This is a genomic window from Burkholderia pyrrocinia (assembly GCF_001028665.1).
Lineage (GTDB): Bacteria > Pseudomonadota > Gammaproteobacteria > Burkholderiales > Burkholderiaceae > Burkholderia > Burkholderia pyrrocinia.
Window position 1 is genome coordinate 431,798 of sequence record NZ_CP011504.1, and the last position, 15,206, is coordinate 447,003.

Consider the following 15,206-nt stretch of genomic DNA (forward strand, 5'->3'; position numbering starts at 1 on the left):
CGTCACAGCCCGAACCAAGACACGAGCCCCAGGTGATTGCCGTTGCCGATCGTCACCGGTTGGCGGCCCGGCGGACGAATCGTCACCACGCCGCCTGCCGCCGACACGCCGTCAGGCGCGTTGAAGGCGCCGCCCTCGATGTCGGCCTCACCGGTCAGGCGCACCTTGCCGGACCCGCCGGTGAAGATGCCGCCCGTATCGGCCGCGTAGATCGCTGCCCAGCGATTGCCGAACCACGCCTTCAGGTCGTGGTCGCGGTTGATTGCGGTGTAGCCCGCCACGCCCTGCGCGAGTGTCTTCGGCGCGTCGAGCGTGAGGTTGCCGAGCGCGAGCACCGTGCCGCCGGTGTTGGTGATCTGCGTGCCGGCCTTCAGCGTGATGTCGGTGTTGGCCTCGATGACGCCGCCGAGCGCCCGCACATTCGACGACGCACTCGCGCGGCAGAACACGAAGCACGTGCGCCGGTACGACGCCTGCCCGGTGAACACGGCCTGCGTCAGCAGCCGGTCGCGCGCGGCGATATCGATCGCGCCGCCGTTCGACAGGATCGAGCCGCCGATGTTGGTCACGTTCGCGGCGCGGATCGTCACGTCGCCGGCATCCGCGGTGATGTACGCGAGCTTCGTCGCATCCGCGAGCGCGCCGTAATCGACCGTGAAGCCGTCGCTGCGATGCTGCAGGAACAGGAAGCGCCCGCCGCGCTCCGAGAAGCCGACCACCGCGCCGTTCTGCTCGCCGGTGCTGTGGTCGACGACGTTGTTCACGTCGCCGCCGGCAACGACGGACACGTTGCGGTTCGACAGGATCCGCGCATTCTGATTGACGATATCCGCGCCCGCCGTCAGCGACACGTCGCCCTGCACGCCGAACAGGATGCCGAGCCGCGTCTGCGGCAGCGACTGGTTCAGGATGCGGCCAGCCGCGTTCAGCGTGACGGCACCGGCCGAATCGGCATCCGCGTCGATCGCGGCCTGACCCTGCACGAGCGAGCCGACGTTCGCGATATCCGCGCTGCTCTTCAACACGACGCCGCTTTGCGACGACGCGATGGTCGAGCCCGCCTGCGCCGCGTCGGGTGCGAGTGCGATCCCGGCGCCGGTCAGCTTCACGCCGCCGGACGCGAGCAGGCTGCTGCCGGCGAACATGATCGCGCCGGCGGACGCAACGCTCGCGCTGCCGCCGTTGACCTTGATCTGCGTGTCGGCCAGCGCGATGCCGCCCTGCGCAGTCACGCTGAAGTCGCGCGCGACGTCGATCTTCGTGTTCGACAGCTCGACGCTGCCGTTCGACGTCAGCGTGAAATCGCCGAGTGACGCGTTCAGCGGGCCGGCGCTGCGTACGCCAGGGCCGCGATCCGTGACGATCAGCTGCACGCGCCCGCTGGTCAGGCTGCCGGCGGCCGTGATGTCGATCGCATACGACGACGCCGTGTCGGGGTTCATCGTCGCCTTGCGCGCGAGCCAGTCGTTCGCGTTGTCGGTCGGCGACAGCCCGGTGTTCAGCTCGACACGGCCGCGGCCGGCCAGCAGCCGCACGCCGGCCGTCGGCGACGAGAACGTGTTGTTCAGCGGGCCTTCGATGCGAATGTTCCTGGCGATCAGGTCGAGGCCGATCAGCGCGCTCGCGAGGCCGCCGGGGCCGACGACGATCGTGCCGGTCGCGGTGTCGAGCAGCACGTTGCGCTGATAGATGCCGGGCGCGATTTGCAGGTCGTTGAAACTCACGCTGCCGGTGGACAGCGCGACGTGCCCGGTGTTGACGAACGATCCGCCGTTGACGGTGATGCCGTTCGGATTGGCCAGCACGACGTTCGCCCGCGACCCCGCGACGGCGATCTGGCCTTCGATCAGGCTCGGGTTCGTGCTCGTCACCTGGTTGACGATCGTGCGCGCGTTGACGCCGACGTTGTTCAGCGTCGCGCCGGCCGTCGTCACGTTGAACGAAGAATAGGTGTTGTTCGACACGCCGCCGACGGCCGGCGCCAGATCGACGAGTTGCCGGCCGTTCGGCCCGATCGACACGTGCGTGGACGTGCCGCCGTCCGGCGCGATGCCGGCGGCCGACGCTGCGCGCGGCAGCGCACCCGCCGCGGCCAGGCAAAAGAAGATCACGCGCAGGCTCCCGGTGCCCGCGCGCCGTATCGAATTCCAGCGTGCCATCTTGTGGTCATCCGCGCGGCTTCACCGGCCGCGCGGTCCTCGGTTGTTTGGTCGTGTGGTTTTCAGTCTGCAACGCTTTTTATGCTTCTGCTGAACGCTAACGGCGGCGCGAGGGCTTTCTTTAGAGGAATCACGTGAAAAATTTTCTTTCACAATCCTTACATTTATAATGGCCGCTTCCCTGCATTCAGCCTCGGTCGATCCCGCGCGCCACCGTGCTTCCCCTCACCGTCATTCATCTCAACGGCCCGATCAACAGCGGTAAATCGACGATCGGCGCCGCGCTTGCGCAAGCGCTGCCCGACGCCCGCTTCATCGACGGCGACGATCACGACGCGCCGGAAAATGCGCCGTTCGAAGTGCAGTGGGCGATCGCGCTGGAGCGCCTCGTTCGCTGCATAACCGATACGCACAAACGTTTTCTTGTGGTCGCCTATCCGATCGGCGAAGTGGAATTCGCGCGTCTGCGCGCTGCGTGCGACGCGCGCTCGGCGCGTCTGTTCGTCGTGACGCTGGCGCCGCCGGAAGCGGTCGCGCGATCGAATCGGGGAGAGCGCGTGTTGACGGACTGGGAGCGGGAACGCGTCGCGCAGATGTATCGCGAAGGCTATGCGTCGCGAACCTTCAGCGACTGTCTGGTCGACACGTCACACATGTCGGTGGACGCGTGCGCGACGGAGATCGCGCGGCGCGTCGTCGCGCTGGACTCGCAGCCTTGACGCGCTAGTGTGCTCGATAGTGACGGATTCGCGTCGATTCATGTCTCACGGTCATCGGGGCTTTGGGCGTGTGACGCATCGGGCACCGGTTGCCCCGGTGCACGCACCTCAATGGTTGTGCCGCACCCCCGACACGAGCGCCTGCTGCGACGCCTTCCGGCTCAGCATCAGCGTAACGACCGCCGACACCGCGAGCGTGCCCGCCACGACGTAGAGCCCCGCCGCATACCCGCCCGTCACATGCTTGAGCCAGCCGATCGCGAACGGCCCGACGAACCCGCCGAGATTGCCGATCGAGTTGATCATCGCGATCCCGGCGGCCGCGCCCGCGCCTGACAGGAACGCGCTCGGCATCGCCCACAGCGGCGCCTTCGCGGCGCTGATCCCGATGTTGACGACGACCAGCGCGAGCACGGTCAAGAGCGCGGTGCTCGCCTGCCCCGCGAACACGAAGCCGATGCACGCGAGCACACAGGGAATCACGACGTGCCACGTGCGCTCGCCGGTGCGATCCGAATGCCGCGCCCAGACGATCATCGCGACGACCGCGGCGATGCTCGGGATGCCGGTCAGCAAGCCCGTCTGCAGCGCGGTGAAGCCGAACTGCTTGACCATCAGCGGCGCCCACAGCCCGAGCGTGTACAGCCCGGCCGACGTGCCGAAGTAGATCAGCGCAAGCGCCAGCACGCGCGGATCGCGCAACGCCTGCCACGCGCCGGCCGTATGCCCGGCATGCGTGTGCCGCGCGTCGGCCTCGGCTTTCAGCTTCGCGATCAGCCAGTCGCGCTCGTCCGGCTGCAGCCACGCGGCCTTCGACGGCGCATCGGTCAGGCACTTCAGCACGACGAAGCCGAGCACGACCGCCGGCAGCGCTTCGACGATATACAGCATCTGCCAGTCGGCGAGCCCGAACATCGGCGGCATCTGCATGATCGCGCCCGACAGCGGCGAGCCGATCGCGGTCGAGATCGGCGCGGCCGCCATGAACCACGCGGCGGCCACCGCGCGCTGCTTCGTGGGAAACCACAGGCTGAGGTACAGGATGATGCCGGGAAAGAACCCGGCTTCGGCCACGCCGAGCAGGAAGCGCAGCACGTAGAAGCTCGTCGGCCCGACGGCGAACGCGGACACCGCCGACACGATGCCCCACGTGATCATCACCCGCGCGATCCAGATGCGTGCACCGACACGATGGAGAATCAGGTTGGACGGCACTTCGAACAGGAAGTAGCCGATGAAGAACAGGCCGCCGCCGAACCCGAACGCGGTCGGCGACAGGCCGATCGCCTTGTTCATCGTCATCGCGGCAAAGCCGACGTTGACACGATCGAGAAAGCTGACGAAGTAAAGCAGCATCACGAACGGAATGATGCGCCACATCAGTTTCCGCGCGACGCGGGTTTCCAGATCCGTTTGCATGTGTCTCCTCCTTCGAGGTCGAGCCGTGCTCTGTCTGTGAGTACTCGCCGGCGCCGCGACGAAGCGCGCGGGCCGGCGCCCGGCTCGCGTCGGACGCGCGAGTCGCGGGCATGAAAAATCATCAGGATGACGAACATACGGCGCCGGCTACCGGTTGCGCATACGCGCCGTCGCTACATCGCAGCGTATATACGCTGCGCCGCTGCGATCGTCAGGCCGCGACCGCCGCGTTCGCGACGCGCTCGCAGACGGCCGCCGTCACCTGCGCGGTCGTCGCGCTGCCGCCGAGGTCGCGCGTATGCAGCGACGGGGCGGCCGTCACGGCCTCGATCGCCTGCATCACGCGCGCGGCGGCGTCCGTCTCGCCGAGATGCTCGAGCAGCATCACGACCGACCAGAACGTGCCGACCGGATTCGCGAGCCCCTTGCCCATGATGTCGAACGCGGAGCCGTGGATCGGCTCGAACATCGACGGATAACGGCGTTCGGGATCGATGTTGCCGGTCGGCGCGATGCCGAGGCTGCCGGCGAGCGCGGCGGCGAGATCGCTGAGGATGTCCGCGTGCAGGTTGGTCGCGACGATCGTGTCGAGCGACGCCGGCCGGTTGACCATGCGCGCGGTCGCCGCGTCGACGAGCTCCTTGTCCCACGTGACGTCGGGGAATTCCTGTGCGACCTGCTTCGCGATCTCGTCCCACATCACCATCGCGTGCCGCTGCGCGTTGCTCTTCGTGATCACGGTCAGCAGCTTGCGCGGACGCGACTGCGCGAGCCGGAACGCAAAGCGCATGATGCGTTCGACGCCGGCGCGCGTGAGGATCGACACGTCGGTCGCGGCCTCGATCGGATGGCCCTGGTGCACGCGGCCGCCGACACCCGCGTATTCGCCTTCGGAGTTCTCGCGGACGATGACCCAGTTCAGGTCGTCCGGCCCGCAGCGCTTCAGCGGCGCGTCGATGCCGGGCAGGATGCGCGTCGGGCGCACGTTCGCGTACTGGTCGAAGCCCTGGCAGATCTTCAGGCGCAGCCCCCACAGCGTCACATGGTCGGGCACGTCGGGGTCGCCCGCCGAGCCGAACAGGATCGCGTCCTTGTCGCGCAGCGCGTCGAGGCCGTCAGCCGGCATCATCGCGCCATGCTGGCGGTAGTAATCGGCGCCCCAGTCGAAATCCTCGAACTCGAATGCGAAGCGGTCGCTGCCGCGGGCCAGCGCTTCCAGCACCTGCTTGCCGGCCGGCACCACTTCCTTGCCGATGCCGTCGCCGGGAATCGTTGCGATACGGTAGGTCTTCATGCGGACATCCTCGAATGATCGTGAGCGTGAACGCACTTTACCGAACCAGGAGTGCGGGAACCGGTGCTAGACTCAAAGCATCTTTAACTTTGATTCACGAATCCCGTCATGGCGGATACCGTCCAGCCGGCCGATCTCGGCTTCTTCTCGACGCTGGCCGCGTCGGGCAGCCTGAGCGCGGCCGCGCGCGAACTCGGGCTGACCGCGGCGGCCGTCAGCAAGCGGCTCACGCAGATGGAGCGGCGCGCGGGCGTGACGCTCGTCAACCGCACGACGCGGCGGATGATGCTGACGCCCGAAGGCGACGTGTATCTCGACTACGCACGCCGGATCCTCGACCAGATGGACGAACTCGGCGAGCTGCTCGGCAGCGCGAAGCAGCGCCCGAAGGGGCTGCTGCGCGTGAACGCGACGCTCGGTTTCGGGCGCAGCCACGTCGGCCCCGCGATCTCGCGCTTCGTCGCACGCTATCCGGAAGTGTCGGTGCAGTTGCAGTTGTCGGTGATGCCGCCGCCGCTCACCGACGACGCGTTCGACGTGTGTATCCGCTTCGGCGAGCCGCCCGACACGCGCGTCGTCGCGCGGCGGCTCGCGCCGAACCGCCGGCTGCTGTGCGCGGCGCCCGCGTATCTCGCGCGGCACGGGACGCCCGGCACGCCGCACGACCTGACGCGGCACAACTGCATCGGCATCCGGCAGGGCGACGAAGGTTACGGGATCTGGCGCCTGACCAGCGGGCGCGGCGCGGCACGCAACACGGAAGCGGTGCGGATCAACGGCAACCTGACGACGAACGACGGCGAGATCGCCGTGAAGTGGGCGCTCGACGGGCACGGGATCCTGATGCGCGCCGAATGGGACCTCCGCGACTATCTCGCCGACGGCCGGCTGGTCATCGTGCTGCCCGACCACGAAACGCCGAGCGCCGACATCTATGCGGTGTACGCGCAACGTCACCAGATGTCCGCGCGGATTCGCGCGTTCGTCGATTTTCTGGCTGACGAGTTGGGGCGGTTGAGGGCGGTGTAGGAATCGGAATGGGGCGCACGACTGCTCCGCGCGCATGAAATGGATGCAAAAATTTTGGCTAATTTGTCCGTTAATCGCCAAAATATTTACATTTCCACATATCGACGCAGCCTCAAAGGCGCTCGCGCGCTGCATCGATTGTGCTAATATTTTGGCATCTTCGTTAGCAAAACATTGAAATATTAGCCTTATGGCACAAAAGACGGCTCCGCTCCTGCCGGTATCGAACCAACTGCTCGCCGACTTCGGCGAGCGGCTGAAGCTTGCGCGCCTGCGCCGGAAGCTGACGGCCAAGCAGGTTGCGGAACGCGCCGGCATGTCGCCGATGACGCTTCGTTCGCTGGAAGCCGGCGGGTCGGGCGTCACCATCGGCGCCTATCTGTCCGTCATGCAGGTGCTGGGGCTCCAGAGCGATCTGGAAAAGCTGGCCGCCACGGACGAATTCGGCCGCCAGCTTCAGGACGCCCGCCTCGTCAAACCACGATCCGCCCGACGAACCGCGCCGTCTCTTTCCTCCGCCACGTCGCCCGCGCCCGACCGGCGCATGCGCGCAAGCGCTCCCTCCACCACGAAATCGGCCGAAGCAGGCACGGCGGCATCCGAAACAACCGAATCCGGCGATACCCGCGGCACGACGGCAGCCGATCTCGTCGCATTGCTGAAGCCGGCACGAAAACGGCATGGGGAGCATCGCGGGAAATGACGACGATCGGTGTCTACGCAGATTGGGACGGCTTGCCTGAACCGCGAAAGCTCGGACTCCTGCACAGCCGCAAGACGCGAGCAAGCGAGCGGTTCGAGTTCCAGTACGCCTCTGCCGCACTGGCGGTTCCCGAGTTCGCAAACGTGCAGATCGATCCGGCAATCGGTCTCTTTGAAGGCCCCCAATATCCGGCCTCGCCGCGGGACGCGTTCGGCGCCTTCGCCGATTCCAGCCCCGATCGGTGGGGCCGCATGCTGATGGATCGCAGGCTGGAGCGAGACATTCGTGCCGGCCTGAGGCCGAAAGGCACCCGACTCCACGAATCGGACTACCTGCTTGGCGTTCACGACCTTTATCGCGTCGGTGCGTTGCGCTACCGGCTCGACGACGCCGGAGAATTTCTCGACGATCGTCATGATCTCGCTGCGCCGCCGTTTGCAGAGATTCGTGAACTGGAACACGCGAGTCGCGCGCTGGAGGAAGACGTCGACAATACCGCCCCGGATGGCCGCGACTGGTTGTCGATGCTCATCGCCCCCGGCGGCTCGCTCGGTGGCGCGAGACCCAAGGCAAGCGTCGCCGACGATCGCGGTCATCTCTATATTGCGAAGTTTCCGAGCGCGCGGGACGACTACGACGTGGGTGGCTGGGAAATGGTCGTCAATGCGCTGGCGGTCGGTTGCGGCCTGAACGTCGCCCACGCCGAGGCGCGAAAATTCGCGAGCGACCATCACTGTTTCCTGGTCCGGCGTTTCGATCGGACAGCAGATGGCCGACGTCTGCATTTCGCGTCGGCAATGACCATGACCGGCCACATCGACGGCGACGATGCGTCGACAGGCGTCAGCTACCTGGAATTGGCCGAAGTCCTCATGCGGCACGGCGCACAACCGAATGCCGACTTGCGCGAGCTATGGGCGAGAATCGTCTTCAACCTCCTGGTCTCGAACACCGACGATCATCTCCGCAATCATGGATTCATTCTGGTGCCGGGTTCGGGCTGGAGGCTTTCGGCGGCCTACGACATGAATCCGGTCGCCGTTGCCGATGGTCTCAAGCTCAACATTACGGAAGCAGACAACGCGCTGAACCTCGAACTTGCTCGCGAGGTATGCGAATACTTTCGGCTGAACCTACAGCACGCCGACGAGATCATCGACGACTTCCGCGGCATCGTCAGCCAATGGAGAACACTGGCGACGCAACTCGCGCTGCCTGCCCGCGAGCAGGAGCGCATGGCCGACGCGTTCCATCTCGCGAACGATTGACCGCCTTTCGTTCAGCCCCCCCTCGTTCACGCCAGCGCCACCTGACTGCCCTCGCGATCGTTCATCTCGACGGCTTCCCGCACCGGCCGTCGCGCCATGGGCCCCGCGACGACCACACCTTCCAGGTTCTGCGCAAACCGCTCGGCGATCCAGTCGACGAACGCGCGCACGCCGGGCGACACATGCGGTCGCTTCACATAGACGGCCGACACGGCGATCGCATCGGGCCGCCAGCGCGGCAGCACTTCCCGCAACCGTCCTGCGTCGATCAACGGCTGCGCGGCGACACGCGGCGGCTGGATCAGGCCGAGGCCGTGCACGCCGCACGCGAGGTACGCGTGCTCGTCGTCCACGCTGACGATGCCGTCGAGCCGCACCTTGCGTACCGCGCCATCCACCGTGAAATCGAGTTCGGCCGTGCGCCGACCGGAAAAGGACAATCCGCATACCGCGCGATGCGCGGCGAGATCGTCGAGCGTGCGCGGGACGCCGTGGCGGTCGAGATACGCAGGGCTCGCGCACGTCACGCGCTCGAGCATGCCGAGCCGGCGCGCGACGAGCGACGAATCGGGCAACTCGCCGAGCCGGATGCTGCAGTCGACCGCGTCGCCGACCATGTCGGCCGCGCGCCCGGACACGCCGAACATCAGCACGAGATCGGGATGCCGTGCATGAAATTCGCCGAGCGCGGGCAACACGATCGCGCCCGCCACCGATCCCGGCAACTCGACGCGCAGCGGCCCGCTCGGACGCAGCGCGGCGCCACGGATGCTGGCTTCGAGCTCGTCGACGTCCGCCGTGATGCGCAGGCAGCGCCGGTAATACGCGTCGCCTTCGGGCGTCGCACGCAGCGCGCGCGTCGTGCGCACCAGCAGCGGCATGCCGAGCGCCGCTTCGAGCTCCTGCACGGTCCGCGTCGCGGTCGCGCGCGAAATGCCGAGCGCCTGCGCCGCGCGCGTAAAGCTGTTCATGTCGACGATGCGCGTGAAGATGCGCATCGCGCGGATCGGATTGTCCACCGGACACCCCTGCGTGGTTACCGCATGCCGCGGCACACGTTCGTGCGCCGTGCATGCGTGTCGATGTCGAGGAAAGCCGCGCCGCCGACGCAGCACCCGGTTCAGCCGGTTCAGCCGTTCGCGGCCGCGGCGCCGCGCGCCGGTTCGTCGAGCAGCCGTTGCGCCAGCGCGAGCGCAGCGTCGCGGGTCGCCGCCGCGTTCAACGGATAGCCCCAGACTTTCTCGAACGCGCCCGAGAACGCGTCGAGCGCCACGCGCCGCGCCGCGTCGGGCTCGATCGCGATCATCGCGGGGATCCATTCGCGCGACCGCGCGCGGTTGGCCTTGCTCCACTTCGCGAGCTGCTTGCGCATTTCGTGATCGCCGGCGCCGCGATCGTCGCCGGACGGCGCATCGTCGGTCAGAAGAACGAAGCGTTCGCGGCGCGCCAGCAACGCGTCGAGTTCGGCGAGCAGGCGGGCGGGATCGGTGTGCGTCGAGCCGCTGTAACGCAACCAGACAAACGGGAATTCAGTCGTGACGATCTGCATGTCGGCCTCCAGATGAGAACGATTCTCATTTTATGGATCGAAGCCAACCGCGTCATTTTTCATCCCGGCCAAGCGCTTTTTCATTCCGGCCAAACGTGCGCGCGCCGGCCGTTCAGCGTTGCCGGTCGGTCAGGAATTGCGTCGGCGACTTGCCGGTCGCCTTGCGGAACATCGTCACGAAGCTGCTCGCGCTCTCGTAGCCGAGATCGATCGCGATCTGGTGCACGCGGCGGCCGGTCGTCAGCATCCGCAGCGACAACGCGACGTGCAGCCGCCGACGCCAGTCGCCGAGGCTCATCCCGAGCTCCTTCGTCGCGAGCCGCGTCAGGCTGCGCTCGCTGACGCCCGCGCGCCGCGCGAGTTCGGGCAGCGACGACTTGTCGGCCGGATCGTCGAGCAGATGGTCGATCAGCTTGCGCAAGCGGCGGTCGACCGGCATCGGCAGGTACAGGTCCTCGACCGGCGCCGCGACGAGTTCGTCGAGCAGCGTCGCTATCAGCCGCCCTTGCGGGCCGTCGACGTCGTACAGGTTCGGGAAGCTCGCCGCCTTCAGCAGCAGCTCGCGCAGCAGCGGCGACGTCGACAGCGTGCAGCAGCGCGCGGGCAAATCGAGCGCGGCATCGGGTTGGACCAGCACCGCATAGAAGGTCGCGCCGGCCGAGCCGCGCGCCGAATGCGGGACGTCGCCCGGAATCCACACCGTGCATTGCGGCGGCGCGCTCCATACGCCGCCGTCGATCTCGCAATAGATGACGCCGCTCAGCGTGTAGAGCAGCTGCGCCTGGCGATGGCTGTGCCGCTCGAGCCGCCACTCGGGCTCGACGACCGAGCCGCCGAACACGACGAGCGGACGCGGCACGTGGTAGACGTCGGCGTCCGCTGCGGGATCGGTGGTCGGTGGAAGCTTGCGCATGAAACGGTAGGCGGTGGAGGATGCCGGGCACCGTGCCCGCGCATCGTTTCGTGCTTATACCAGAAAGGCGCCGGCGCAGCCGGGCGGTTCGCGGGCTGCGTCTGCGGCCGCGCGCCGAACCGAATACAATGCGCCGATCCCCTGCCGCTGCGCCAACCTGCCGGAGCCGCCATGTTCGACCTGACCACGCTGACCACCTTCACGGCCGTCGTTCTGGGCCTGTTCCTGATCCCCGGCCCCGCCGTGCTGCTCGTGCTGAGCCGCACCGTGCAGGGCGGCCGCAAGACCGGCATCCTGACCGGCCTCGGCGTCGCGAGCGGCGACTTCGTGCATACGCTGTTCGCGGCCGTCGGGCTGTCCGCGCTGCTGATGACGTCGGCGCTCGCGTTCAACGTCGTGAAGCTGGTCGGCGCCGCGTACCTGATCTATCTCGGCGTGCGCGCGCTGCTCGACAAACCGTCCGACCCGTCGCTGCCGACGGTGTCGCCCGTCACGCCGCTCAAGGCGTACCTGCAGGCGATTCCCGCCGAAGTACTGAATCCGAAGACCGCGCTGTTCTTTCTCGCGTTCATGCCGCAGTTCGTGCATCCGGAACGCGGCTCGACGTTCGTTCAGTTCGCGGTGCTCGGGCTGATCTTCGTCGTGCTCAGCTCGCTTTATACGTCGCTGATCGCATGCTCGATCCGCCCGCTCGGCCGCATCGTGAAACGGCTCACGTGGCTCACGCGCTGGCAGGGGAAGATCATCGGCTCGATCTTCATCGCGCTCGGGTTGCGCGTGGCCGTGCAACAGCGCTGATGCGCGCGGCCGCATGACGTCCGGCACGGCGCCCGCCGGCGAAGCCCTCTACACCGACCCGCGCCTCGTCGCGGTCTACGACCTGTTCAATGCGGGCGATCGCGATTTTGCGTTCTACGCATCCGTGATCGGCGCCGCGCGGCAACGCATTCTCGATCTCGGTTGCGGCACCGGCACGTTCGCGCGCCGGCTCGCGGCGGCCGGACACGACGTCGTCGCGATCGATCCCGCGCCGGCGATGATCGATTACGCACGACGCCAGCCGGGCGCCGACGCAGTGTGCTGGATCGCCTGCGATCTGCCCGGCCTGCCGCCCGGCGCGCCGTTCGATGCGGTCGTGATGACCGGGCACGCATTCCAGTGCCTGCTGACCGACGACGACATCGACGCGACATTGCGCGGCACGCGGCGCGTGCTCGCCGACGGCGGCCGTTTCCTGTTCGAGACCCGCAACCCGCGCGTCGCGCCGTGGGGTGCATGGACGCCCGAGCATTCGGCGTGCAGCGTCGAATCGCACGAATTCGGCGGCGTCGATCTCCATCACGCGGTGCGCGCGGTAGACGGCGCGATCGTGACGTTCGATACGTACTACCGTTTCCGCCGCGACGACATGTTGCTGAAGAACACGAGCCGGCTGCGCTTCATCGCGCAACCCGACTTGCAGGCACGCGTAGCCGCGGCCGGATTCTCGTCGGCCGACTGGTGCGGCGACTGGCAACGCGCACCGTTCGACGCTGCAACCAGCGCGGAGATCATTGCGATCTGCTACACCTGATTGCGCGCTCGATTCGATTACGTCTGCCCGCACCGGGCAGCGGGTCCAGCACATACGCATGCCGCATGCATACGACCCGATAACCCGATACTGGAAGCTCGACCATGCCCTTCCCGCTTCATCCCGCGCAGGTTCGCGCGCCGCTCGAATGCTATCTGCGCGCGAAGGACCTGAACCGGCCCGCGCTGATCGCCGACTGCTTCGCGGCCGATGCCGAGCTGAGCTTTTCGCTCGCAAACGACGACATCGATTTTCCGCCGCGCGTGATGGGCGCGGCGGCCATTGCGCGCACGCTGGTCGAGGAATTCGGCGAGCGGTTCGAGCGGTGCCGGACCTATTACGTCTGCACGGAACCGGTCGTCGACGAACATGGCGTCAGCGGAATGTCGTGGCTCGTCGTGATGCGGCAGAAGGACAACGGCGCGTTGCGGATCGGGCACGGCACGTATCGCTGGCAGTTCGCGTGCGATGGCGACGGCGTTGCGCGGATAACCGCGCTGCACATTCATATCGCGCGGATGGATACGATCGACGATCCGCAGTCGGTGAAACTCGATGCGCTGCACGCGGCGTTCGGGTATCCGTGGCTGCCGGCGCCTGCGTTCGCGCGCGGGTTGGCGGATGTGGCGGCGGCGCAGCCGGATTGGGTGTTCCTCGCGCCGTTCCGGGAGGCGGCGGCAGCGGCGTAACCGAACCCGCCCGCTTGCGTGCGGAGCCATTCGGCTCCGCGCGGCATCCGCGCCGCCGCGCTCACCGCGCCAGTTCGAGCGCCTGCCGCACCCCGTCCCAATCCAGCCCGAACCGCGCGAGATACTTGCGCAGCCGGTCCGCATCGTTCGGCTGCTTCTTGCTCTGCCGCGACACCGCGAACAGCGTGCGCCCGGCTTCCGACAGGCTCGCCGACACGCGGCACACGTCGAGCACGCGTTCGAGCTGCGCGCGGTCGAACAGGTCGAGTTCCGCCGCACGCGCGCCGAACACCGCATCGACGCACGTATCGGACGCCCCCGCGCCGCCCGGCGGCGACCACGTGCGCGTCAGCCGCTCGACCTCCTGTTCGGCCAGATCCTCGGTGATCCGCCCCGCATCGGCCAGCGTCGCCATCCGCGTGACCGAGGCCGACAGCTCGCGGAAGTTGCCGGCCCACGCCGCGCGCGGCGACGCCGCGAACGCGAGGTAACGCCGCTTCGCCTCGACGTTGAAACGCACCTGCTCGCCCTGCTCGCGGCCGAAGCGGTCGAGTTCGAATTCGAGGTTCGGCTCGATGTCCTCGCGGCGCTCGGCGAGCCCCGGCAGTTCGTACGTCCACAGATTGATCCGCGCATAGAGATCCTCGCGGAACGTGCCGGCCGCCACCATCAGCCGCAGGTCGCGGTGCGTGCCCGCGATCAGTTCGAAATCGCTGGTTGCCTCGACGTCCGCGCCGACCGGCAGGAAGCGCTTCTCCTCGATCGCCTTCAGCAGCATCGCCTGCTCGTCGAGCCCGAGTTCGCCGATCTCGTCGAGAAACAGCAGGCCGCCGTCCGCCGCGCGCAACAACCCCGCGCGCGCCGACTGCGCGCCCGTGAACGCGCCCTTCACGTGGCCGAACAGCGTCGACATCGCCGCGTCGCCGCGCAGCGTCGCGCAGTTGATCTCGATGAACGGCCCCGCGAGCCGATGGCGGCCGCGCTTCAGCTCGTACACGCGCTTCGCGAGAAACGACTTGCCGGCGCCGGTCGGCCCGACGAGCAGCATCGGCGCGCGAGAACGCACGGCCACGCGCTCAAGTTGCTCGATCAGCGCATTGAAGCGCGCGTTGCGCGTCGCGATGCCGGCCTTCAGGAACGACACCGTTTCGTCGCGCTCGCGCGTGAAGCGCTGCGCGATCCGGTTGTAGCGCGACAGGTCGAGATCGATCACCGACAGCGTGCCCGGCCCGCTCGGCCCTTCGTCGGTCCGCTGCGGCGGCCCCGTCTGCACGAGACGCGCGGGCAGGTAGCGTGCCTCCGCCAGCAGGAACCAGCAGATCTGCGCGACGTGCGTGCCGGTCGTGATGTGAATCAGGTAGTCCTCGTGTTCGAGGTCGAACGGATAGGCGCGCGCGTAGTCGTGCAGCGTCGCATAGACCTCCTCGAAATCCCACGGGTCGTGGATCGTGAGCGGCGTGAGCCGCACGTCGGTGTGCGGCGACAGCCGCGCGAGATCGTCCCGCACCTGGTTGGCGAGGCGCGTGTAGCTCGGCGGATGCAGCAACTCCAGCCGGTCGATCGGCAGGTCGGGCTGCTCGCACAGCGAGATCGTCGGCCGCCATTTGCGGTAGCGGCGCGGCGCGCGGCCGCCCTGGTCGAGCACGGTGCCGAGAAAGCCGATTGCGACTGTCTTTCGCATGTTTATCTCATCGGATAAGAAGCGATCCGATTGTATCGGATTTTGTCGATCCGCCCGCAGAGGCAAGGCCGACGCAAATCAACACGACGCAATAAATTCCCCTTTAGTTTCAAAGGCCTAGAAATTCCTTCGAGCACTAGAGCCCCCGCTGGCACGCTCCTCGCTGAATAGAAAGCGCCGGATGTCCCGCTGGCCCGCGAGCCAGGGTTC

The 15,206-nt window shown here is 67.4% G+C and carries 14 protein-coding genes; 7 read left to right on the top strand and 7 right to left on the bottom strand.

Annotated elements, in window-relative coordinates; genetic code table 11:
• Positions 1-2: 2 nt before the first annotated feature.
• Positions 3-2,159 (bottom strand): two-partner secretion domain-containing protein, encoded by a 2,157-nt coding sequence (locus tag ABD05_RS18175; protein ID WP_047901555.1) that lies wholly within the window; start codon positions 2,157-2,159, stop codon positions 3-5.
• 215 nt (positions 2,160-2,374) lie between these two features.
• Between ABD05_RS18175 and ABD05_RS18180 the strand changes: the two genes are divergently transcribed.
• Entirely contained in the window at positions 2,375-2,878 is a 504-nt protein-coding gene (locus tag ABD05_RS18180) for a nucleoside/nucleotide kinase family protein (RefSeq protein ID WP_047901556.1), read from the top strand.
• A gap of 108 nt (positions 2,879-2,986) precedes the next feature.
• Here the strand turns inward: ABD05_RS18180 and ABD05_RS18185 are convergent, their stop codons facing one another.
• Both ABD05_RS18185 and ABD05_RS18190 read right to left on the bottom strand, forming a co-directional pair.
• The gene (locus tag ABD05_RS18185; protein ID WP_047901557.1) at positions 2,987-4,297 is read right to left on the bottom strand and encodes an MFS transporter; all 1,311 of its coding nucleotides are present in this window, start codon (positions 4,295-4,297) and stop codon (positions 2,987-2,989) included.
• Positions 4,298-4,508: 211 nt separating this feature from the next.
• Positions 4,509-5,591, bottom strand: coding sequence for a tartrate dehydrogenase (locus ABD05_RS18190; RefSeq protein WP_047901558.1), 1,083 nt, complete (start codon positions 5,589-5,591; stop codon positions 4,509-4,511).
• A 108-nt stretch (positions 5,592-5,699) separates the two neighbouring features.
• Between ABD05_RS18190 and ABD05_RS18195 the strand changes: the two genes are divergently transcribed.
• The 3 genes from ABD05_RS18195 to ABD05_RS18205 all read left to right on the top strand — a co-directional run bounded on the left by ABD05_RS18195 (position 5,700) and on the right by ABD05_RS18205 (position 8,591).
• Positions 5,700-6,620: a LysR substrate-binding domain-containing protein gene (locus tag ABD05_RS18195; RefSeq protein WP_047901559.1), complete on the top strand. Its 921-nt coding sequence runs from the start codon at positions 5,700-5,702 to the stop codon at positions 6,618-6,620.
• A 190-nt stretch (positions 6,621-6,810) separates the two neighbouring features.
• A complete protein-coding gene (locus ABD05_RS18200) occupies positions 6,811-7,323 on the top strand; it encodes a helix-turn-helix domain-containing protein (RefSeq protein WP_047901560.1) in 513 nt (170 codons plus the stop codon).
• Positions 7,320-8,591, top strand: coding sequence for a type II toxin-antitoxin system HipA family toxin (locus ABD05_RS18205; RefSeq protein ID WP_047901561.1), 1,272 nt, complete (start codon positions 7,320-7,322; stop codon positions 8,589-8,591). The genes ABD05_RS18200 and ABD05_RS18205 overlap by 4 nt, the downstream gene beginning before the upstream one ends.
• Positions 8,592-8,617: 26 nt before the next feature.
• Here ABD05_RS18205 and ABD05_RS18210 read toward each other — a convergent pair whose 3' ends face one another.
• The 3 genes from ABD05_RS18210 to ABD05_RS18220 form a co-directional block, all read right to left on the bottom strand.
• Positions 8,618-9,610, bottom strand: a complete 993-nt coding sequence (locus tag ABD05_RS18210) for a LysR family transcriptional regulator (RefSeq protein WP_047901562.1) — start codon at positions 9,608-9,610, stop codon at positions 8,618-8,620.
• Positions 9,611-9,720: 110 nt separating this feature from the next.
• Positions 9,721-10,140 (bottom strand): ATP--cob(I)alamin adenosyltransferase, encoded by a 420-nt coding sequence (locus ABD05_RS18215; RefSeq protein ID WP_047901563.1) that lies wholly within the window; start codon positions 10,138-10,140, stop codon positions 9,721-9,723.
• Positions 10,141-10,252: 112 nt separating this feature from the next.
• Positions 10,253-11,053 (bottom strand): AraC family transcriptional regulator, encoded by an 801-nt coding sequence (locus tag ABD05_RS18220; RefSeq protein ID WP_047901564.1) that lies wholly within the window; start codon positions 11,051-11,053, stop codon positions 10,253-10,255.
• Between the two features lie 171 nt (positions 11,054-11,224).
• Here ABD05_RS18220 and ABD05_RS18225 point away from each other — a divergent pair, with 171 nt between their 5' ends.
• The 3 genes from ABD05_RS18225 (at position 11,225) to ABD05_RS18235 (ending at position 13,315) form a co-directional block, all read left to right on the top strand.
• Complete coding sequence (locus ABD05_RS18225) at positions 11,225-11,851, top strand: LysE family translocator (RefSeq protein ID WP_047901565.1); 627 nt, start codon at positions 11,225-11,227, stop codon at positions 11,849-11,851.
• Between the two features lie 13 nt (positions 11,852-11,864).
• Positions 11,865-12,626 carry a class I SAM-dependent methyltransferase gene (locus tag ABD05_RS18230; protein WP_047901566.1) on the top strand — a complete coding sequence of 254 codons (762 nt, stop codon included), beginning with the start codon at positions 11,865-11,867 and terminating at the stop codon, positions 12,624-12,626.
• A 104-nt stretch (positions 12,627-12,730) separates the two neighbouring features.
• On the top strand, positions 12,731-13,315 hold the full coding sequence (locus tag ABD05_RS18235) for a nuclear transport factor 2 family protein (RefSeq protein WP_047901567.1): 585 nt from the start codon (positions 12,731-12,733) through the stop codon (positions 13,313-13,315).
• Positions 13,316-13,376: 61 nt separating this feature from the next.
• Here the strand turns inward: ABD05_RS18235 and rtcR are convergent, their stop codons facing one another.
• Positions 13,377-14,996, bottom strand: coding sequence for an RNA repair transcriptional activator RtcR (gene rtcR / locus ABD05_RS18240; protein WP_047901568.1), 1,620 nt, complete (start codon positions 14,994-14,996; stop codon positions 13,377-13,379).
• Positions 14,997-15,206 lie beyond the last annotated feature (210 nt).